Annotated in this window: 25 protein-coding genes; 19 read left to right on the top strand and 6 right to left on the bottom strand. The window is 58.4% G+C overall.

What is annotated here, in order from left to right:
* Positions 1 to 925: 925 nt before the first annotated feature.
* From IPM54_41025 to IPM54_41000, 6 genes are all read left to right on the top strand, one after another.
* A complete protein-coding gene (locus tag IPM54_41025; GenBank protein MBK9266159.1) occupies positions 926 to 1,129 on the top strand; it encodes a hypothetical protein in 204 nt (67 codons plus the stop codon).
* Between the two features lie 62 nt (positions 1,130 to 1,191).
* The gene (locus IPM54_41020) at positions 1,192 to 1,752 is read left to right on the top strand and encodes a hypothetical protein (protein ID MBK9266158.1); all 561 of its coding nucleotides are present in this window, start codon (positions 1,192 to 1,194) and stop codon (positions 1,750 to 1,752) included.
* A gap of 12 nt (positions 1,753 to 1,764) precedes the next feature.
* Complete coding sequence (locus tag IPM54_41015) at positions 1,765 to 1,965, top strand: RHS repeat protein (protein ID MBK9266157.1); 201 nt, start codon at positions 1,765 to 1,767, stop codon at positions 1,963 to 1,965.
* Complete coding sequence (locus IPM54_41010; GenBank protein ID MBK9266156.1) at positions 1,962 to 2,321, top strand: hypothetical protein; 360 nt, start codon at positions 1,962 to 1,964, stop codon at positions 2,319 to 2,321. Before IPM54_41015 ends, IPM54_41010 begins: the two co-directional genes overlap by 4 nt.
* A 187-nt stretch (positions 2,322 to 2,508) precedes the next feature.
* Complete coding sequence (locus IPM54_41005) at positions 2,509 to 2,862, top strand: hypothetical protein (GenBank protein MBK9266155.1); 354 nt, start codon at positions 2,509 to 2,511, stop codon at positions 2,860 to 2,862.
* Between the two features lie 596 nt (positions 2,863 to 3,458).
* Positions 3,459 to 3,863, top strand: coding sequence for a hypothetical protein (locus tag IPM54_41000; protein MBK9266154.1), 405 nt, complete (start codon positions 3,459 to 3,461; stop codon positions 3,861 to 3,863).
* A 1,976-nt stretch (positions 3,864 to 5,839) separates the two neighbouring features.
* Here the strand turns inward: IPM54_41000 and IPM54_40995 are convergent.
* The 3 genes from IPM54_40995 to IPM54_40985 form a co-directional block, all read right to left on the bottom strand.
* Positions 5,840 to 6,406, bottom strand: coding sequence for a hypothetical protein (locus tag IPM54_40995; protein MBK9266153.1), 567 nt, complete (start codon positions 6,404 to 6,406; stop codon positions 5,840 to 5,842).
* A 97-nt stretch (positions 6,407 to 6,503) separates the two neighbouring features.
* Positions 6,504 to 6,647, bottom strand: coding sequence for a hypothetical protein (locus IPM54_40990; GenBank protein MBK9266152.1), 144 nt, complete (start codon positions 6,645 to 6,647; stop codon positions 6,504 to 6,506).
* A gap of 90 nt (positions 6,648 to 6,737) precedes the next feature.
* Positions 6,738 to 7,166, bottom strand: coding sequence for a hypothetical protein (locus IPM54_40985; GenBank protein ID MBK9266151.1), 429 nt, complete (start codon positions 7,164 to 7,166; stop codon positions 6,738 to 6,740).
* Between the two features lie 567 nt (positions 7,167 to 7,733).
* On the opposite strand from IPM54_40985, the gene IPM54_40980 reads away from it, so the two are divergent.
* The 3 genes from IPM54_40980 (at position 7,734) to IPM54_40970 (ending at position 8,992) form a co-directional block, all read left to right on the top strand.
* A complete protein-coding gene (locus IPM54_40980) occupies positions 7,734 to 7,991 on the top strand; it encodes a helix-turn-helix transcriptional regulator (protein ID MBK9266150.1) in 258 nt (85 codons plus the stop codon).
* On the top strand, positions 7,988 to 8,236 hold the full coding sequence (locus tag IPM54_40975; protein ID MBK9266149.1) for a hypothetical protein: 249 nt from the start codon (positions 7,988 to 7,990) through the stop codon (positions 8,234 to 8,236). The genes IPM54_40980 and IPM54_40975 overlap by 4 nt, the downstream gene beginning before the upstream one ends.
* Positions 8,237 to 8,467: 231 nt before the next feature.
* Positions 8,468 to 8,992, top strand: coding sequence for a hypothetical protein (locus IPM54_40970; protein MBK9266148.1), 525 nt, complete (start codon positions 8,468 to 8,470; stop codon positions 8,990 to 8,992).
* Between the two features lie 202 nt (positions 8,993 to 9,194).
* On the opposite strand, the gene IPM54_40965 is transcribed toward IPM54_40970, so the two are convergent.
* Positions 9,195 to 10,238, bottom strand: a complete 1,044-nt coding sequence (locus IPM54_40965; protein MBK9266147.1) for a transposase — start codon at positions 10,236 to 10,238, stop codon at positions 9,195 to 9,197.
* Positions 10,239 to 11,057: 819 nt separating this feature from the next.
* On the opposite strand from IPM54_40965, the gene IPM54_40960 reads away from it, so the two are divergent.
* From IPM54_40960 to IPM54_40920, 9 genes are all read left to right on the top strand, one after another.
* Positions 11,058 to 11,747, top strand: coding sequence for a DUF4277 domain-containing protein (locus tag IPM54_40960; GenBank protein ID MBK9266146.1), 690 nt, complete (start codon positions 11,058 to 11,060; stop codon positions 11,745 to 11,747).
* Positions 11,748 to 12,203: 456 nt separating this feature from the next.
* The gene (locus IPM54_40955; GenBank protein ID MBK9266145.1) at positions 12,204 to 12,392 is read left to right on the top strand and encodes a hypothetical protein; all 189 of its coding nucleotides are present in this window, start codon (positions 12,204 to 12,206) and stop codon (positions 12,390 to 12,392) included.
* Positions 12,393 to 13,357: 965 nt separating this feature from the next.
* Positions 13,358 to 13,975, top strand: coding sequence for a hypothetical protein (locus IPM54_40950; GenBank protein ID MBK9266144.1), 618 nt, complete (start codon positions 13,358 to 13,360; stop codon positions 13,973 to 13,975).
* 167 nt (positions 13,976 to 14,142) lie between these two features.
* On the top strand, positions 14,143 to 15,060 hold the full coding sequence (locus IPM54_40945) for a hypothetical protein (protein MBK9266143.1): 918 nt from the start codon (positions 14,143 to 14,145) through the stop codon (positions 15,058 to 15,060).
* A gap of 45 nt (positions 15,061 to 15,105) precedes the next feature.
* On the top strand, positions 15,106 to 15,255 hold the full coding sequence (locus IPM54_40940; protein MBK9266142.1) for a hypothetical protein: 150 nt from the start codon (positions 15,106 to 15,108) through the stop codon (positions 15,253 to 15,255).
* 15 nt (positions 15,256 to 15,270) lie between these two features.
* A complete protein-coding gene (locus tag IPM54_40935) occupies positions 15,271 to 15,720 on the top strand; it encodes a hypothetical protein (GenBank protein ID MBK9266141.1) in 450 nt (149 codons plus the stop codon).
* The gene (locus IPM54_40930) at positions 15,720 to 15,893 is read left to right on the top strand and encodes a hypothetical protein (protein MBK9266140.1); all 174 of its coding nucleotides are present in this window, start codon (positions 15,720 to 15,722) and stop codon (positions 15,891 to 15,893) included. Before IPM54_40935 ends, IPM54_40930 begins: the two co-directional genes overlap by 1 nt.
* Positions 15,894 to 16,127: 234 nt before the next feature.
* Positions 16,128 to 16,757, top strand: coding sequence for a hypothetical protein (locus IPM54_40925; GenBank protein MBK9266139.1), 630 nt, complete (start codon positions 16,128 to 16,130; stop codon positions 16,755 to 16,757).
* 33 nt (positions 16,758 to 16,790) lie between these two features.
* Positions 16,791 to 18,095 carry a GAF domain-containing protein gene (locus IPM54_40920; protein ID MBK9266138.1) on the top strand — a complete coding sequence of 435 codons (1,305 nt, stop codon included), beginning with the start codon at positions 16,791 to 16,793 and terminating at the stop codon, positions 18,093 to 18,095.
* Here IPM54_40920 and IPM54_40915 read toward each other — a convergent pair.
* Both IPM54_40915 and IPM54_40910 read right to left on the bottom strand, forming a co-directional pair.
* Positions 18,043 to 18,387: a type II toxin-antitoxin system RelE/ParE family toxin gene (locus IPM54_40915; protein ID MBK9266137.1), complete on the bottom strand. Its 345-nt coding sequence runs from the start codon at positions 18,385 to 18,387 to the stop codon at positions 18,043 to 18,045. The two genes, IPM54_40920 and IPM54_40915, sit on opposite strands and share 53 nt — an antisense overlap.
* Positions 18,384 to 18,605, bottom strand: coding sequence for an addiction module protein (locus IPM54_40910; protein ID MBK9266136.1), 222 nt, complete (start codon positions 18,603 to 18,605; stop codon positions 18,384 to 18,386). The genes IPM54_40915 and IPM54_40910 overlap by 4 nt, the downstream gene beginning before the upstream one ends.
* 199 nt (positions 18,606 to 18,804) lie before the next feature.
* On the opposite strand from IPM54_40910, the gene IPM54_40905 reads away from it, so the two are divergent.
* Entirely contained in the window at positions 18,805 to 19,323 is a 519-nt protein-coding gene (locus IPM54_40905; GenBank protein MBK9266135.1) for an OmpA family protein, read from the top strand.
* Positions 19,324 to 19,325 lie beyond the last annotated feature (2 nt).

Genomic DNA, 19,325 nt, shown 5'->3' with positions numbered 1-19,325 from the left:
TTTCTGGGGAATGGTTGCACCTTTTTTCAAAGACCGTGCAGCCGACCCGGATGTGCTCGTGGGAGTTTCCGATGGCACAGACGAGCATGATCCCGAGGATTCCCGGCTTCATTCCGATATTGTCCATCAAGTTTGGGCACTTGACGGACCGATCGAAAACGAACGGACCCCGAAGAAACGGATTTCTATTTGTCGCATTGGGATCAGGCGAATGATTGCGCATACCCGCGGCATTGCGCGGTGGGCTCCAAGCGTGTCGTGCGCGACTATGCACTCAACGACGGACAAGGTGGGCGACGGCGGCGTTTTGGCTTGCGTTATCGCGATGGACGATACGATCGGCGAGGTATGGTTTCCTGGGATTTGGCGAGCGTATCCTGGCGGACCTGGATACGGGCGCGACGACGGCGACGTTTTACGACAGCGAGACACTTGTCAGCATCGGCGAACGCAACGTGTGTCCCGTTTGCGGGGCGGGTAAAATCACAATGGCGGTGGGCTCCGGCGTTGCCAAGACAGGCGAATCCGGGCCGTGTAGAAACCAACTTTCGTCGATATTGTCGCAGACGTCGTTTCCCACGAATGACGGGCGCACGTATTTCGCTGCCCACGAAACGCCGTACGCGCCGCATGCAAGGCGCTTTTTCTGGAGCAGGTTCGCGCTGGCAGCACTAAGCGGGGGCGTGGCCGCCAATGAAAACGCGACGATGCTGCGCGATACGACCGTGGATGTACGCGACCATTGACGGAATTCGGCAGCGTGCTCCGAGGTTGACGTATCCACAGTGGGCGTCGACCTGACGACGTGTTTCGCGCACCGTGAAGAATGACGTGAGCCGTTGGATTTTAGGGCAGCCGCACTGGCAAGAGGAGTGCAGCTCGGCTGCGGGCTTGACGCAATGCCGGACGATCACACGAACGACGAATGCATTTGGCGAAGTGGAAAACGGAATCCACTTCGAGCAACGACAACATCGACGATACGAAGCTGACCGTGAAGTACGAGCGTGACCCGTTTGGCAATGTGACGAGGCGTGGTTGCGGACGTGCATTCGGGCATCATCGCGAATCAATGACCGTTTACGATGACGAAGGCGTATTCCCGGATCAGCACATCAATGCGCTTTGAGCATGAAACGACGGTGGAGCATGATGCGCGATTCGGTGCGCTGCAAAAAGTGATCGATCCGAATGAATTGGTCACCGGAATGGCAATTCGACGGCTTTGGCAGGTTGGAAGTCGAGAAACGCCCGGATGGATCGCAAACGACGATAGCGTTGAGCCGTGAAAACATCGGCGGCGAGTGGCGCATGAAGCAGCGCACGACGACGGCGGGTGGTTCGGACGATCAAACGGTGTTCGACAGCCGAGGGCGAGCCATGCGCGTGTATACGCATGGCCCTCCGCCAAAGCCGAATACGCCGCGCTTGATACAAGTCATCGAATACGATCCGCTGAGCGGGAAATGTTTGCGCGACGATCGGCCCCGGCGGCAGAAGATACGCTCGACTCGCAGCTCGCCTTCGACGAATACGAATTCGATGCGCTCGGTCGCGAGATTCGGCACACCACACCGTGGAACGCAACGACCACGACCTCGTATGATGGTTTTTCATCGAGATGACCGATCCGCTGTTGCACAATACGATTACCGGGCTCGATGCATTGGGTCGACCCGTAACAATCACGGATGCAGCGAATGGCAAAACGGCATGTGCCTATGGGTCATTCCGATACGCTTCGCTCGGTGACCGATCCCGGCGGTGCCGTCACCGTGGGCGCGCGATGCATTCGGGCGTGTGCGGCAATTGGATGAGCCGGATCGCGGCACGACGATGTTCGTCAACGATGGATTCGGTGACGTCCTCGCATCGACGGATGCACTTGGTCGCGTGATCACGTTTGGCGTGGACGCACTCGGGCGCGTGCAAACGCGCACGGATACGCACACGGGAAAAGCTTGACGACGACGTGGACGTGGGATACAGCGCCGAATGGAATTGGCCGGTTGCACATGCTCGAAAGTCCCGACGGAATCAAGACGTACGCGTATTCCGGAGCGAGGGCAGCTCGAAGGGATGACGCTCTCCGTTGCGGGAGAATCGTTTACGGCGCGAATGACGTACGACGAGGTTGGGAGGGCCAAAGCGCTCGAATATCCGCAGGCGCTCGGGCGTTGCCGTTTGGTGTAACGTACGAGCACGACAACCACGGTCATCGCATTGGCGTGCGTGACACGTATACGAACAGGGCGTATTGGCAATTGACGGACGTCGACCAAGCTGGCCGGTACAAGGGCGAGCTGTTGGCAATGGCGTGACGACGGCGCGGGGTTACGACCATGAGAAAGGTGCGCTCGAGAGCATCACCTCGACGAAGGGCGCGGCGACCATTCAGCAATTGTCGTACGACTGGGACGAGCGACTCAATTTGAAACGCCGTACGGACGCCAGGCAGCCGCAACATACTACGGAGCGATTCCGGTATGACGCATTGAATCGGCTCACGTGTGCGTACTTCGGCTCGTCGAGAATCAGAATGCACCGTGCGACGCGTCGTATGGGTATACGCCCAATGGGAACCTCACGTCAAAGTCGGACGTGGGCATTCTGTCGTATACCGATCCAAAGCATCCGCATGCCGTCACGAATGCGGCAGGCGATAGCTTCTACCATGATGCGGTCGGCAATCAAATCACGCGGCCGGGAGGCGTTGGCATTACGTATACGCCGTTTGATTTGCCGAAACGATCACAGGGCGCGACGACGGTATCGTTCGGGTACGATGGCGACGAGCAAAGAATTCGGAAGACATGCCGTCGAGCGAGACGCTGTACTTCGAGGACATCTTCGAGCAAGTGACCGGCGCTTTTGGCAAAGCGTATCGGTATTACGTGCATTCGCCGGAGCGAGTGATTGCCATTGTGACGCGCGGTGGCCCCAGAACCGGGGACGCTGTATCTGCATGTCGATCACCTTGGGTCGATCGAGACGACCACCAAAGAAAATGGCACCATCGATGAGCGGCGGAGTTGCGATGCTTTTGGCGCACGGAAAATCCAGAATGGGGCGGATCGCCGATAGCGTTCACGAGCAAAACGAAAAGGGCTATACAGGCCATGAAGAGGCCGACGAATTCGGCCTCGTCAACATGAAGGAAGAGTCTACGACCACGCATTGGGCGGTTCACGACGACCGATCCCATCATTGCGAACGTGTACAATGGGCAAAGCTTGGGAGCGTATGCATACGTGCGCGACAATCCGCTTGCATTCGTGGATCCAGTGGGTTTACTGAGGAAGAAGCGCGCGGTTGTGGCGCGTCGAAGAAACGCCCGGACAGCTCGGCATTCATCACGTTCGACCCATTGCCGCCACCGACGCCGCGACCTACGCCACCGCCACATGCGGCTGACGTGGGCGCTCCAGCGGCGACAACCGATGTAGGAACGACGGGAAATGGCGCAGCAGCACCGCCGCAGGGTGCAACGGTGGTCGAAAAAGGAAGCGTTGGCGATGCCGTATGGGATGGCGTTGGCGACGCGGCGCGCGGCATTTCGGGGACGATTGGACGTCGACCCCATTGCCGACGATCGAGCGGATGTACGACGCATACGACAAGGCGATGCCGTCGATGCATTCAATGTGGTCAACCCGCTGATTGCGTTTGCGAACATATCGCTTGCAAACGACGACGGCGACACGTACAGCGTCACACGGCAATCGACCGCGATAGGCGTGACGGTTATTGTAGGCGTCGTCGTTGGCAAGTTGGTCCCCAGGCGCGGAGCAGGTACGACGAGGGGCCACCAAAGCGAGGGGCCGGGGGCCGTGTTGGTGGAACCGGTGCGCTCTCTGGTGTAAGAGTCGGGCACACGTTTTCAAAACATGGGAGTGCAAATACTGCGCAGTTGTTGAAACAGGCGCAGGGATCGGGCCGAGCAATTGGACAATGGATCGATGATGCTGCCGCGGAGAACTTCATAGCTAAGCATCTGCCAGAGCTGAAGAGTGGTGCGGCGTCATTCGACTTGCCTGAAGGAATCGGGCGAATGGTCAATCCAGACGGGACCTTCAGTCCTGCAACGAGAGCGCGCCTGGTTCCAGTGGTTCCGGCGTAAAGACCGCGTATCCAGAGCCGTAGGAGCAATAAGATGATTGCCGAGGAACTTCTTCGCGAGCTAAGTTCGAGACTCGGATTGCGCTTTGAAAGCCAAGATTGGGGACTGTAAACGCAAATCCGTGGCGACTCCGTGAATTCATCTGCTTCTACGAATCGGAGGCTCTGGGTGCCCAGCCAGCGCTTCGGAACTCGGGGGAGCTGATCCTCGCATCGGCAAACGAGCGCGACTCTTGGCTGGTACGGTCAAGGAGGATGCAGATATACATCTGTTTGTTGATTTCGTTCGGAATCACTGGCGCGAGCAAGACTCACATTACCTACTGGCTGGGCCTTCAGTCCCATGAGGAATTTCCGATAACCGCGGTGCTGAAGCAGATTGGTAGCACATCAATTCCGGGGACTCAAACAACGTGAATGATGCAGCACTCCATAAGGATGGCGACTTCATCACAGTACTACCGGGCGGACACACGAATGGATGGTTCAATGGAGCAACTCGCCATTTCCCTTAGAAACTTGGCCGGCAAGCGCATCACCTATATTGCCAGGGTGCTCTACGAACATGGGGAGAAATAGATCCAGATGACGGCGCAGTTGAAATCGGCATCGATGATCAGGTCTTTATTGATAGATGCGCCGCCGAGGCGATAGCATACGGGCTCGTGAAGGTGCCTGGAAGGACCCGTTTACAGAGCCTATTGGTGAGGATAACCGACAATACATTGAAGCCCACGGGAAGTGGCGTCGGGTGAATTGCTCGCAGCTAAATGGCTACTCCGGAACCGTTGGTCAGCCAATTACTGCTGTCGCCGCCCTGGTGAACGAAAAATGGGCGTATTGCTGGTGTTCGCATCTCTGCATCGAGCCGAAGCATGTGGTTCGTGGTTCGTGGTGATGAATGCCGCGTGTATTGGGCACATCCGATCGGATTTAGAGTATGAACCAAAATGAGAAGTTGGGTGACGGATAATCGGTTCACGAAACCTGCCCGAGTTGTAAGAGTTCTCCTTGAACGAAACGATGATGACCTGGTTCTCTACCTCAAGCTCGCCCATGATTTGGGCGATTCTGACATGGAATGGCGTCTCGTAGGGGCGGGGCAGATATAATGAATATGGTGCCCGATGAAAGGACCCCCTCAACCCACCGCCCGCACATCCTCGTAAATCTTTGCACTATCCACCGGAATAGCTCGTCCTGGAACTGCGGATCCCTCGTGCCCGCGATACCACGTCCTGGTTCTGCTCCATCCGGTCGAGCATCTTCGCCGATCTTGCCCTTCATCGACAAAGCAAAATGTCCAGCGCATTGGCCTTCGCTCGCTGCACCACCTCCTCGTCCTGCTTCGCTTCCTCGACGAATTGATGGAAGAGTAGCTCATCCGCCTTCGTGAACTCCGTCCCGAAACGTCGTTCAAGATCGTGATGATTTGCGATAAGTTAGCGACTTCGTCTTTGGCCTTCCGCGTTCCGACGTCCGTCGGCCCTTGAGCTGCACCGAATCCGCCACGCTCAGCTTGATCTGCGCCTCTTCGATCTTTTCCAAGCGATAATATTGAAGCGCTACTTCTCATCGAGCGGCAATGGAGTCTTCTTCGGGTCGTGGGGCGTTTCAATTCCGAAACCGCCCAAACGTAAATAAACTTTTTCAGGTCCGCGTCCTGATACGGCATGACTTGCGACAAGAATGCGCAAAGTCCAGATATGCAATCAATGCTTCAAGAAAAATCGTCTTGCTGCTCCTCGGGCAATGCAATGAAGCGATCCTTGCCGGGCTCGACCCACCGGTAGAGCTCGGTGATGATGTTGCCCGTCATCTTGCCTTTGTGCGAGAAAAACAGCTTGCAAAATGCTTCCAGCTCCGACGCCCAAAAGACTTGGGCCGCCTCGAGCCGGTGCGACAGTTCGTAGAGCTGCTGCGGATCGGCTGCTTCCGCCACCGTCGTTTGCTCGTAATACGGCTGAAAACTCCGCTGGATTTCTTCGGTCTCGTTCACGGAAATCCAAAATGAACGTGTCCTCTTTGCCCGGATGTGCGGATTCAAACGTGACAACGTTTGCACCGCTTGCACCCCCGCAAGACGCTTGTCCACGTACATCGTGTGCAAAGCGGTTGATCGAATCCCGTTTGGTATTTGTTCGCCACGAGCAGCACTTGGTACTCGTCCGACTCGAATGCCGCCGGAAGCTGTCGCTCGCTGATGTTTTTGCCCTTCTGCGCCGCCCCGGTTCCCTCGATTGAAGGGCAGAAACGATGTCTGTTCCAAGTCCAGTTTCGTGGTCATAGTAGACCCAATCCGGATCGACGGCGAAGTGCACGAGCGCTCGTTTTTGAATGCGAAAAAGAGCCGGCAACGCGTCACATGCGCATCATCAAAAGCTCTAGCGGCCCTCGCCACCACCGCCCGCGGGCTGCTCGCCCTTTTTCTTTGCTCGACGCTTGTACAGTGCCGATAGCTCGAATGCCGTCGCCATTGCCGGCTCGGACAAGTCACGCGCGGCGGCTTCGGCGGCATCCCGCGCCAATCGTACCGCAGGCTCACGACGATTCCGTCGAGAAAAATCGAGCGTCTCGGCCCGGGCGTTCCTCGCGGCTCGGCTTTCGCTTTGGAAGCATCACGCAATGCCTGCGCGTCCGCTGCAAGGTCCGTCACGGCTTTGGGCCCACCCACGATCCTTTGCCGCGTCCGCAATGGCTGGGTCTTTCAATACGTCCTGCAATGCATCGAGCTGTTTGGCGAGCCTCTGGCATCCTCGGCCGCAGCGGTCGCGCTCCAAAAGCGCCTCGATCTTTAGCGGCCCCGCAATGTTTCCCAATGCCAACAGCGTTCGCTTTGCCCCACCCAGGACCGAACGCGCTCGCAATCGAGCGCCCTGGCCATCGCGCATGGCCGCCGAAAGCGCCGCGGTATCGACTTTCTTGCTCGTCCGCTTCGTTTCTCGCCCGACGCCCGCTGCGATCAATTCATTGCGCATCCTCCAATTCGGCCGCATCGGCCGAACCAAAACCATAATCGACGAGCTTTGCGCGTGCGCTGCACGCATTCAATGTTTGATTTGCCTGCGCCAGCGTGTCCGCCGATCCAAATGTTCACCATCTTTGATGAATGCCGCGCGCGCTTCGGGGGCGAGCGCCTTCAAGTCGAGTGCCATACAACCACCTCCTACGAAGTGGGTTTACTTAAGCCGGAATACGTGATGAGCGAAAAAGTGTGCTGGTCGGAACAAGTGGCGCGTGGACCTGATGAAGGACCGCGTCGGGTTGACGAAGGATCGCGTCGGGTTGACGAAGGATCGCGTCGGGTTGATGAAGGATCGCGTCGGGTGGTAGAGGGTCACTTTGGACAAAAGTGGGTCATTTTGAAAATTGACGCGGGAAAATAGGCTAGAACGCTCGGGCCTGAAAGGGCGCCGCCCCGGTAACGTTAGCCGCGCTACCGAGGCGACTTGATACCCCGTTCCTGAAAACGAGAGATACCCGATGAACGCTTTAGAACCTCCGAACGAATTCGGACAAGAAAACGTCTCCATTTCCGCGTCAATCGATCGACTGACGTCCCGGCCCTTCCTTGTCCTCCCGACCCGATCAAGCGCCGTCGACGTTCCGACGCGTTGAAGCTCTCGCCTGATGAGGTCCGCGCCGTACGCGTCGCGCTCAGGAAGATGAAGCGCGCGTTCGGGAGCTTCCACGTACTCGCCGCGAAGATCGGGATCTCCGCGAACACGCTCCGACGCCTCGTGAACCCGAACAGAACGCCGCCTACGGGGACCTTCGCGATCCGTCTCGCCGCGGTCGCGGGAGTACCCGTAGAGGTCCTTTTAGGCGGAAAGGTCATCGTCACCGCGCCGATCATCGGGAGGGCAGCATGACACGTTCACGCGTCAGGGAAAGGGAAAGAATACGCGCCGCGGTCGAGACGAGCGATCCCGCGGCTCTAGCGGCCTACGCGGCGCTCCTACGCCCCGTTGTAGCGAACCTCCGCGCTCTCGCTGAAGACGCTACCGCGACGCCCGATCAGCGCGTTCACAGCCGCGTCTACCTCCGCCGCGAGATCCTCAAGGGGCTCCGCGAGATCGAGACGCGGATCGAAGTAGCGTCGAACGCCGTACAGTAGCCCGTCTCACGTTCCCACCTACCCGCGATCCACCGCGTTTTCTTTCGCTCGCTTCTAGACTCCCCTCAAAATGGAGCTAGATCCCGCTCCGTTCGGAATAACCCGAGCGCTAGGCTACAGAAAACGAAAGGCGAGCCGCGTAACTTCCGCTACGACAACCCGCCCAGCATCCCGCCACGGATGCTCGGAGCGTGGATCGGGGATGGTCCTGAGTCAAGGCGGGGGGTGTGCGTGCTGCGCAAAGAAAACACCGAGATGAACTACACAAAAATTCACGCCGCCGCACGCCGCGTTATCCAGCTTCGTCACATTGACGGCCACCTCGACCCATGGCGCCTTGCATGGTGTGCTGTTTTTGACGCGTTTGTTGAGCACATGCAATGGCCAGAACATTTGTGTGGGCCAGGACTCGACAAAATAGACAATCTTCGCGGAGTTTTTGACCCTCTGGACAAAGGGGTGATGTGGGGTTCGGCCAGGTTCGTCGTGTCAAACAAAGACAACTCGATGGATCAAATAGTCAGGTATGGGGTTAAGCCGGTGTTCGCGTCCGACGAACCATCTCCACTTGAAGAGACTACTACTTTCGCAATTTTAGGATCTGATGGAGAAGAGATTGGCAAGTTTTTTGCGAAGGAGCCCAGCAAAAACATCGAACTTTTTGAAACGATGAGCCAATCGATCAGTAGGGGCGTCGTTGTTGCCGCCTGTAGCAGGGGAGCGATGTTGTATGGGATGTTTGGGGTTGCCGAGTAACCCGTACATACGCAGCACAAACGTCACTTCTTGTTCTCTCGTCATTCGATGAATGAAACAGTACACCGCCATCGAATGCACGTTTATTCGTCCATCTACACCGGATCCCTAGGAACTACGCCGTTCAACGTAGGCTTGTCCATCCAAACCTATCGAAATCCAGCGCCAACCACACCTCCTCTCAAATGGAAATACCAAATCGTCATTCGTCCGTCTCGTCGTCGAACAGGTCAAGCTGACCCTTCTCCGGTTTCACCGGCTTGATCAACGGCTGAGCTTTCGCCGCGGATTTCCCGCCATCGATCGCGCGGAGGAACCCCCTACCGTTGGGTAGCTCACGATGGGCAACCTCGGGTTTTCGTGACGCGAGGGGCTGAACATCCGGAGGTGGACAAGGTTCGGCTGTCAAGAGGTTTTTCAACAATTCGCGGAGGTCCCAAACGTGATCCGTCACCCCTAGTTGCATCGCGGGCGTGACCCGTAAGGTAGAGATCACATGACACATATTGTAATGAAGATAGCCTAACGCGATAGCCGCGGAATGATGACGAGGGTCTTTTGAGAACGCGAGACATAGCCTACGAATTCGCCCTACAAGGTGTCTCATCGTACCGTTTTGACGCTCTATATAGGCTGTACTCGCGGAGTCTAAATCAGGCGCTCCGAACACCGTTTTCTTTGTAATGAAGCCTTCACCGTTCTTAATACGGGGCGGCTCATAGCGGTAATCATCGTCTCGCCTCCCCTTTTTCGTGTAATTCTTGATCGTCATCGCGTAATCTATCGTTCTTCCGAACGAACTTTCGACGGCGCTTACGTAAGGCGCGAAACCATCCGAGGTCATAGCGGGCATGACGATCAAACGAGAACGGAGGTCTTTTACGAACGATTTCGCGCTCTCTTCGTTCCGTTTTCCGACCTTCCAACAGATGACGAAACGTGAGCCGGAATCCAACGCTACGAATGTATACGCTTCGCCGAGGCCTTCAGCGTGTTCTTTCGCGGTAACTCGCGACTGTTTCTTACGTACGAAGCTCCAAATTTCGTCGAGCTGTACAAGGGGACAGGACAGATTTCGCGCTATTTTATTGTGTAAATGGATCGCGTTTTCCCCTAACGATAACGCGAGCTTACGGATCGTTCGCCGATTGACGTCGGTCATTCGTTCGACCGCTCGCTCGGAGTTTCCGTTCACTAACGCCGCGAGGACAGAAAGACGCCTCTCGAACGACAAAACGTTCGACATCGATCCCTCATTTTTGACTGGAAATTCGCGCCGTTCCGCGTTCGGCCCGTCCCGAATTTCCCGTCAAGTTTTAGAGGTTCACGATATCAGATTTTTCGATCGCTCAGGAGGTTTTTTCTCAATGAGCGGACAGGATACGACACATGAACGGATGAGGCGTACGAACGGCGAAACGTTAGGAATCACGCGAATGACGCGGCGCGTATTAGGCGGCCGAGCGCGTAGCTAGGCTCACGAATTCAAAATGACCCATTCGTGAAAAGAGGGTCAGTTTGAAACGTAAAATGGGGTATTTACCCCTCTACCCGTCGGGTTGACGAAGGATCGCGTACGGGTTGATGAAGGATCGTGTACGGGTTGATGAAGGATCGCGTCGGGTTGATGAAGGATCGCGTACGGGTTGATGAAGGATCGCGTCGGGTTGACCCGGGATCGTGTGGACCTGAAAATGGATCGCACCCGGTTGAAAAAGGGATCGCCTAGATCTGAAAAAGGATCGCGTGGACCTGAAAAAGGATCGCGTGGACCTGAAAATGGACCGCGTAGACCTGAAGCGCGACCGCGTAGATTTGAAATAGGATCGCGTCCGGTTGAAAAATGGATCGCCTAGACCTGAAAATGGATCGCCTAGAACCACCAAGTCCGTTCCGGCCGCTTCACCTAGCCCAACTTCCGCAGTTGGCCAAGCCCGTCGTCAGAATCGTGCTCACCGAACGCTGATTCCACGGAACAATGTGGGCCAGGCATGTGGCCTGAGTTGTTGTGCGCGAGTGATGCGTCGCCGATTTGGGAAGACCCGTCACTCGGCCCTTCCAAACCATGCGTGTAGTGCCAACCGATGGATTTGCGCGGTTTTACCGGAAGGACCATGATTGCAGCAAGAGATCGATGTATCTACGTCGCTCGCTGGTCAAGAAAAACGGAACCACCCACACCTATTGGCGATTGGTTCGGTCCGTTCGTCGCAATGGCAGAGTCGTTCAACAGACGGTCGCGCAGCTCGGGAATCTCGATGCGCAGGAGCGAGCGGCCGCGAAGGAGTTGGGCGCTCGAATGACGGGCGGCGCGAATCAAATGGAGTTATGGGAAGATAATCCCCTTCCGCAAACCTTGAAGATTCGAGCGGATCTTGTTCGCCTCGAACGCAGTCGTGATTTCGGCGATGTGTGGCTCGGATGGACGCTCTGGAAGGCATTGCAACTGGATATGTTGTGCGCGTCGTGCATGCCCGAAGGAAAAGAGTCCGTCGCATGGTCCACGATGGCGGCGGTTTTGGTCATTGCACGACTGTGCGAGCCATCCAGCGAATTGCACATCGCCGAGGATTGGTATCGCAAAACGGCGCTCGAAGACATTCTCGATTTACCAGTGGAGCGGGTCAACGATGACCGGCTGTATCGCGCGCTCGACGAGCTTTTTGCCGCACAAAAGAAGCCATCGAGAAACATTTGCGCAAGCGACTCGGCGAATTGTTCTCGATTGAATATGATCTGCTGTTGTACGATGTGACGAGCACATATTTCGAGGGGCTTGCGGAGAAAAACGAACCACAGCGCGGACACAGTCGCGATCACCGCTCGGATTGCAAGCAGGTTTGCATCGCGCTCGTCGTCACGCGTGAAGGACTTCCGCTTGGCTACGAGGTTTTCCGGAAACCGTAGCGACATGACGACGGTCAAAGAAATCGTCGAGAGCATGGAACGAAGATTTGGCATCGCGCAACGCGTATGGGTCATGGATCGCGGGATGGGCAGCGAAGCGAATGTGAAATAAGGCTTGAATCAACGGGCAGACGGTATTTGATTGGCACGCCCAAAGCAGCGATGAAATCTTGGCGTGAGGCGATTTTGGATTCGGCGGGCTGGACGGCAATTCGTGACGGATTGGAAGTTAAGCTGTGCTCGAAGGGGATCCGAGACATTTGTATTGTGCCGGTCCGCAGATCGAGCGAAGAAGGAATCGGCGATGCACGACCGATTTGCGAAACGGATCGAAGATGGTCTCGAACGAATCGAGCGGCGGCTCGAGCGAGCCAAAAGCCCGTGGATCGAAGCACGCTCGAACGCCGATGGGCGGCTTCTCGGCGGCAATGAACGCGCGGCCGGCCGCTATCGAATACAAATCGTTTACGATCAACCAGGGCCGGAGGATTGAAACTTCAGAAAGCGCTGCAATTTGACTGGAATGAATGGGCCCGCGAAAGCGAGGATGTTATGTGCTGCGCACCAACGTAAACAATTGGTCGGCGCAAGAAATATGGCACACGTACATTCAATTGACGCAAGCGGAAGCCGCATTTTCGCATTCATAAAAACGACCTCTCGATTCGACCGATATGGCATCAGAAAGCCGAGCGAGTACAGGCGCACATTCTCGTGTGCTTTCTGGCGTATGCATTATGGAAAACGCTGGAACAGTGGCAGAAACGTGCAGGATTGGGCGGCAGTCCGCGCACGATTCTCGAGGAGCTTCATCGCATTCAATGCGCGGACGTCATCATCCCCATCGCAGGAGAAGCCGGGCGCGAACTGCGGATTCGTTGCATCGTCCGTCCCGAGCCTGAACAGGCAGCCTGCTCGACCGCCTCGGGCTACGCCTACCCGAGCGCATCCGGACCCCACGCGTCGCGTAGATTTGTAGTGCCAACTTTGGGCCGTAAGTGCTTGAAATTATTGATCTGCCCTGGCCCAACTGCGGAAGTTGGGCTAGCTCCACCGCACCATCCCTGTCGCCTCGTGGCAACTCGTCCCACACTCAACCCTTCCACTGACCCGCCCAAACGCCGTATCGTTCGTGCCGAGTCCCCGCATTCGTCGAATCGAAACGCATGACCCCGGGAATTCCCCGGCTGTAGCATCGTCGCCACCCTCGCCACAGATGCCCGCTTCGCCCTCTACCGAGGACGTCTGAGGATGGCACCTCGGTGCTCGTCGAATGCACGCGCATGCGCCGCCGCAGCGACGATCGCGCCCGCTGCGTCGCGCCCACGCGCTCGGAAAAGAGCTCGGTGACGCCGTCACGCCACGCGCGATCGGGTTCGTCGAACATGCCGAGCTGTTCGGCGTCATGCGTGAAGACCCGGCGGCACGACGCTCGAAACGATCCTCGCCACGCGCCGCTTGCCACTCGAAACAGCGCTCGCGTACGCAGCCGCCGTCGCGCGCGCGCTCGCCGTGCTGGCCGCGCAAGGCGTCGTGCATCGCGACATCACGCCAAGAAGCATCCTCGTGCGAGAACACGACAACGCAGCGTTTCTCGTGCACTTCACGTCCGCAGGACGCACCGGCGACGAATCCCTACGCACGCCGAACCCGGATGCCCCGAAAGGCACCCTCGTGTACATGGCGCCCGAACAGACGGGCCGGACAAACCGTCCGTCGATCATCGAGCGGACTTTTACGCGCTCGGGGCCGTGCTCTACAAGGAATGCTCACGGGCAGCCGCCGTTCACTTCGCAGAGCCCATGGCGCTCGTGCACGCACCTTGCACGAGCACCGAAGCCGCCGCACGAGCTGGAACCAAGCGTGCCTCCAGCGATTTCGCGCATCGTCCGCAAGCTGCTCGCGAAGAGCGCGGACGACCGCTACAAAGCGCACGCGGAATCGCCGCCGACATCGGCATGTGCATCGAACGGCTGCGTTCGTCGGGACGCGTCGATCCGTTTCCACTCGGAGGACAAGACCGCCCCACGATGCTCACCTCCGCCGTGCGTCTCTACGGACGCGACGCCGGCGTGAAACGCTGTCCGCCGCCGTGGATCGCGCTCGGCGCGGGGTCGCGGATGTTCGCGATCCAAGGCGCCGAAGGCATGGGCCAGAACGGCGCTCGTCATCGACATGTTCGCGCGAACGGCCGCCGATGATGCGTATCTTGCCGCGGGCAAGTTCGATCCAATGGGCAGAACATGCCGTTTGCGGGCATCGGCCACGCGCTCGGAGAACTCGTGCGCGCAGCGCTGGCGGGGACCGAGACCGAGCTTTCGCGGATTCGTGCCGAGCTCGATGCAGCGCTCGGACCCAACGTCGAGCTCGTCGCGCGCGTCGTCCCCGAGCTCGGCATGCTGTTCACGCCGAGCGGGCGTCGCGCCGGACTTGGGGCCGCTCGAATCGCAAAACTCGCTTTGCCATCATCGTGCAGCGGTTCATTTCCGTCTTCACGCGGCGCCGTCCCGTCATCTTGTTCCTCGACGATCTTCCAGTGGGCAGACCCGGCATCGCTGAAGCTCTTGAAGGATCTTTTGGGTGATCCTCAAGCCGCGTATTTGCTCGTCGTCACGGCGTTTCGCAGCCGTGACGATGGCGAACGTTCGGCCCCATTCGCCGCACGCTCGACGACGGCTTCAGTGGCTCGACGTGCCCGTCACGGAGCTCGAGCTGCGTCCGCTGCGCCCTCGGATGTGCGCAGCATGATCGCGGGCTCCTTGGTTGCGATTCATCCGAGGTCCGAATCGCTCGGCGTGCTTCTGTGGAGCAAGACGAACGAAATCCCTTCTTCGTACGGCAAATCCTCGGCTCGCTCGTGCGTGATGGGCTCGTCGACGTCGATGCTGCGACGGGCGCCGTGTATTGCGACGAAGCGCGTGTCGAAGGCTCGATCACGGACGACATCGTCACGCTGTTGCTCGAAAGATCGGCGATCTTGCGCCAGCGTCGCGTCATGCGCTCGTGCGCGCGGCGTGTTTTGGTCACGAGTTTCGCCTCGATTCGCTCGCTGCGCTTTGTGGTCGCACGCCGATGGAACTGCGCGGCGACTTGAGCGCCGCGGTTGCCGAAGGGCTCGTGCTTCCCGTGCGCGTGCGGCAAGTCCCGGTTCGTCCGGGTGAAACGAGCCCGCGGGTCCACGCGCGTATCGTTTCTCGCACGACAAGGTGCAACAGGCTGCATATTCGCTGCTTCCTGCGGAGGAACTGCCCGCGCTGCATCTTGCGATCAGCCGTCGTTTGCGCGCCGAACCGACTCCGGACAACGACAGTCCTTTCGAGGTGCTCTTTCCGCGCATCGTGGTGCAGCCGCGATGACGGACGCTGCCGAGCGTGTCGACGTCGCCGTATGCGCTCGAAGGAGGCCGGAAGGCGCGCGGGCCGCGGCCTACGAAGCGGCGTCCGGTTACTTCGACGGGCATCATGTTGCTCGGCGGTCGCGGCTGGGATGATCAACCGCAGCTCATGTTTTCGCTCGCATGGGGAGCTGCTGCGTGTGCGTATCTCACGGGCAGGTTCGACGACGCGGAGAAGCTGTTTGCGCTGTTGCGAAGGCATGCTTCATCGCCGCTCGATCGCGCGAGCGTGCGTGATCTCGAGACCGTTTTGTACGTGACGATGGGTCGGTTCACGGACGCGGTGCGCGTGGGTTGCGAAGGACTTCGGCTGCTTGGCGAGCATTCGCTCGACAACCCGGATCGATTGGCGGTGTTTGCCGAGAACGCACCAAGATCGATCGGATGCTCAATGCGCGGCATGCCGAGTCGATGGTCGATGTCGTGATGCTCAAGAGATCCGAATCGGCGAGCCATTTTGCGCACGCTCATTCATCTCGTTCAGCCGCGTATGACGGATCCGCGCTTCTTTTCTTGGTGGCTGCGCGCATGGTGCGCACGACGCTCGAAGGCGGGCCGACCGAGGACAAAGTGCGTTTGCGTTTGCCGTGTACGGCATGACGCTCGCTGCGATGCAGCGTTACGACGAAGCGTTTCACATGGGTGAGCTCGCGCTGCGTCTATTCGAGCGGTTTCCGTCACCTTCGTTTGCATGCAAAGTGTATTTGACGGTCGGCGGCAACCTGCACTTTTACCGTCGCCCGCTGGCGGCGAGCCTTCCGTACTTGGAACGAGCGCAGCGCGAGGGGCTTGCGACGGGGGATTTCCCGTTTGTTTCGTACACGTGTTTCACGATTGCTCAGATACGTTTGGGCTTGGGCGAAGAATTGGGAGCCTGTCGAGCAGGAGGATCGAGAGCTTTCTTTTGCTCATGCAGAAGACGCGCGACCTCATATCGAGGCGCATTTGCGCGTCGCTTATCAGCTCGTGCGTTGTTTGCGAGGTCGCACGCGCGGCAACGCAACGACGCTTTCGGATCGCGATTTCGACGAAGCGAAGTTCGAGGCTTCGCTGCGTGAGAAGAACCTGCCGTTCGTCACGAGTTATTTTCATGCCGTGCGGCTCGAGCTGGCGGTGCTTTTCGGCGATTACGACTTGGCCGTACGCGTGCTCGAGGAGGCTGATCGGTATGTCGACGTTGCGGTAGCGCAATACTTTGCGACGGGCGTCATATTCCGCGGAGCGTTTCTTGCGGCGGTGCAATCGGGCCAAGGGTCACGTGACGAGCGGGCAAAGTGGCTTGCGGACTATGAGCGTCGTGAGGCGAAGTTATTGGCGCTTGCGGAGAGCTGTCCGCAGAATTTCCGGCATCGATTGGATTTGGTGCGAGCGGAGCGGGCGCGTGTCGAGGGGCGGGACATCGAAGCGCTCAATCTTTCGATGCGGCCATCGAGGGGCTGCTCGGAATGGGTTTGTCAAGGATGAAGCATTGCGCTCGAGCGCGCGGCCGAATATCACTTGGCGCTTGGCCGCAAACGACTTGCTCGGTCGTATGTCGTCGAAGCGCGTCGGGTGCTTGGCCGCTGGGGAGCGACGTCGAAGCGGGATCAGTTGTCGGCTCAATACGACGAGCTTTGGGATGGGGAATTGCCGCCGTGGGATCAGCCTGCGCAGAGCTCGCGCATCGATAAGAACTTCGCGGCGCTCGATACGGCCACGGTCATTCATGCGGCGCAGGCGATTGCGGGCGAGATTTTATTGGAGCGCGTGCTCGTGCGGGTCGTTCGGGCGGTGATTGAAAGTGCGGGCGCGGATCGAGGCATGTTGCTCATCGATCGAGGTGGCCGGCTTTGGGTCGACGTGACGATGCAGGTCGATCCGGAGCGAATCGAGACGGAGACGAGCGTATTGGCGGAGGAATACGAGGAGCTTCCGCTGTCGGTCGTGGAATACGTGAGACGCACGCGCGAGCCGCTCGTGATGGGCGACGCGGGGGCGGATCGGCGATTTGCGAAAGACCGATACATGGTGCATTACGCGCCGAGGTCGATTCTGTGCACGCCGATGCTGCACAAGGGGAAATTGGTCGGCATCATTTACCTCGAGCACACGTCGGCGAACGAAGCGTTCGTCCCGGGGCGATTGCCGCTCATCGAGTTTCTTGCGGCGCAAGCGGCGGCGGCTGTCGAGAGCGCGTTGCTTTATGCGGAAGTGCAGCGCGTGACGGACGAATTGCGGCGCTCGAATGAGGGGCTCGAAGCGGAGGTTGCGAAGCGGACGAAAGAGGCGCGCGAGACGGCGGACATGCTACGCGTGGAGCTCGAACAGCGGGCATTGACGGAGGCCGAGCGCGAAGCATTGCAATTGCGTGTCATCGCGGCGCAGCGCGAGCGGCTTGCGGAATTGTCGACGCCGATCATTCCGATCAGCGACGACGTCGTGGTGATGCCGCTCATTGGGACGATGGACGAGGCGCGTGTTGGCGAGCTGATGCAGGCGGCGTTGAAGGGCGCGATGGAGCGGCCGGTGCGGGCGGTCATTCTGGACGTGACGGGTGTCAAGAATGGTGACTCGCGTGTGGCGGAGGCGCTCGTGCAGACGGCGTCGGCATTGAAGCTGCTCGGGGCGCAGGCGATATTGACGGGCGTGCGAGCGGACGTGGCGCGATCGCTGATGGAGGAGCGGTACGGAATTGACGGGCATCGTGACGAAGAGCAGCTTGCAGGCGGGAATCACGTTGGCGCTGGGGAAAGCGTTGCGGCGGCGATAATTAGCGATCGAACCAATAACCGGGGCGCCGACTATGATGCGCGACCGCGATGATGGTGACGATGGTACGTGATCGCCGAAGCGAGGCTGCTCGTGTTGGTCCTACTGCTGCTTTCGCCGCCTGAGTTACGCGGTAAATAATGGTGAATGGGAACCCTCGAAGGATGAATCGCCGCGTGTTTCGCGCGCCAGATGGTGATTGCAGTGGTGCTTCTCGGATGACATCGAGTGCACGACCGACCTCGGCGGCAAACCGAGCAGCTGCGGCAGGGTTGTGCTCTCCGTAGAATTTATACGCTTCTTCTACCTCATCGCCGGCAGCCGGGTGAAACCGGATCTCCGTCACCGTTTTCCAAGCCTTCGCATGACCTGCTCCGCAGGAATCGTTTCCACTTCACCCCGCTCGATTTGCACAATTCGGCGTTCAATTTCCGCGTCCCATGCGGCCGCGACATCCTGCTCGTTTTCAACGTTGTCCAGGCTTTCCAGTAGCTCGGCCGCCAAAGCGGCACGTTCATGGGGCGGCAACGCGAGCGCGGTCGAGCGGAGCAGGGCGCGAGTCATGTGCGCAGCATAGCACATGATGCATCACGTAGGCACACGATGATTGTTCTTCGCTGAGCCCTCGCAGCGTGGAGCGTTCGTCTCTGAGCGCGCCGAATTCCGACCAACTAAAGTCTTGACGCCGCGTGTCGATTGGTGTCTTGGTCGATGCATCGTTGCAGGTCAAACGATGATCCAACAACAAAGAGAGGTCATGAACATGAAGCGTCTATTTCTTTTGGTGGTGCCCTTCGCTCTCATCGTCGGGTGCGGTGGCGGAGGGTCGATGCAGGCGGAGATCAAGACGGGAGATTCGGCCCCGCCGCCGCCTCCGGTCGCAGAAGCTCCGAAGGATGCTCCGAGCGACGTGGGGACGGCGCACATCAAGGGGGATCATATTGAAATTGATCAGCAGATTTTGTTCGACACGGACAGTGATCACATCAATGAGGAGCAATCAAAAGGCGTCCTCTCGGATCTCGTGGCGATTTTGAAGGCACACCCGGAAGTCGTTCACATGCAGATCGCGGGCCATACCGATTCGACAGGATCGGCCGAGCACAATCAGAAGTTGTCCGAGCGTCGAGCCGCGGCCGTGGCGAAATACATCAATGAACACGGGTTGCCCAACGTGAAGATCGAAACGGCAGGGTACGGCAAAACGAAGCCGCTGTGCACCGAAGACACCGACGCGTGCCACGACAAGAATCGTCGCGTCGAATTCATCATTCTCAAGTAGTC

The sequence above is a fragment of the Polyangiaceae bacterium genome (assembly GCA_016715885.1).
Classification (GTDB): domain Bacteria; phylum Myxococcota_A; class Polyangia; order Polyangiales; family Polyangiaceae; genus Polyangium.
The sequence above is the reverse complement of the archived record's forward strand: the minus strand, read 5'-3'. Positions and strand labels throughout refer to the sequence as shown.

Bases quoted from the DNA above. Each gene is read 5' to 3' on its own strand.
- IPM54_41025 (MBK9266159.1), top strand. From the start codon at position 926: ATGCATTTGGCGAAGTGGAAAACGGAATCCACTTCGAGCAACGACAAC.
- IPM54_41020 (MBK9266158.1), top strand. From the start codon at position 1,192: ATGAATTGGTCACCGGAATGGCAATTCGACGGCTTTGGCAGGTTGGAA.
- IPM54_41000 (MBK9266154.1), top strand. From the start codon at position 3,459: ATGGCGCAGCAGCACCGCCGCAGGGTGCAACGGTGGTCGAAAAAGGAA.
- IPM54_40995 (MBK9266153.1), bottom strand. From the start codon at position 6,406: ATGACCACGAAACTGGACTTGGAACAGACATCGTTTCTGCCCTTCAAT.
- IPM54_40985 (MBK9266151.1), bottom strand. From the start codon at position 7,166: ATGCGTGCAGCGCACGCGCAAAGCTCGTCGATTATGGTTTTGGTTCGG.
- IPM54_40975 (MBK9266149.1), top strand. From the start codon at position 7,988: ATGACACGTTCACGCGTCAGGGAAAGGGAAAGAATACGCGCCGCGGTC.
- IPM54_40965 (MBK9266147.1), bottom strand. From the start codon at position 10,238: ATGTCGAACGTTTTGTCGTTCGAGAGGCGTCTTTCTGTCCTCGCGGCG.
- IPM54_40960 (MBK9266146.1), top strand. From the start codon at position 11,058: ATGCGTGTAGTGCCAACCGATGGATTTGCGCGGTTTTACCGGAAGGAC.
- IPM54_40955 (MBK9266145.1), top strand. From the start codon at position 12,204: ATGCACGACCGATTTGCGAAACGGATCGAAGATGGTCTCGAACGAATC.
- IPM54_40945 (MBK9266143.1), top strand. From the start codon at position 14,143: ATGCCGTTTGCGGGCATCGGCCACGCGCTCGGAGAACTCGTGCGCGCA.
- IPM54_40930 (MBK9266140.1), top strand. From the start codon at position 15,720: ATGCTCAAGAGATCCGAATCGGCGAGCCATTTTGCGCACGCTCATTCA.
- IPM54_40910 (MBK9266136.1), bottom strand. From the start codon at position 18,605: ATGACTCGCGCCCTGCTCCGCTCGACCGCGCTCGCGTTGCCGCCCCAT.
- IPM54_40905 (MBK9266135.1), top strand. From the start codon at position 18,805: ATGAAGCGTCTATTTCTTTTGGTGGTGCCCTTCGCTCTCATCGTCGGG.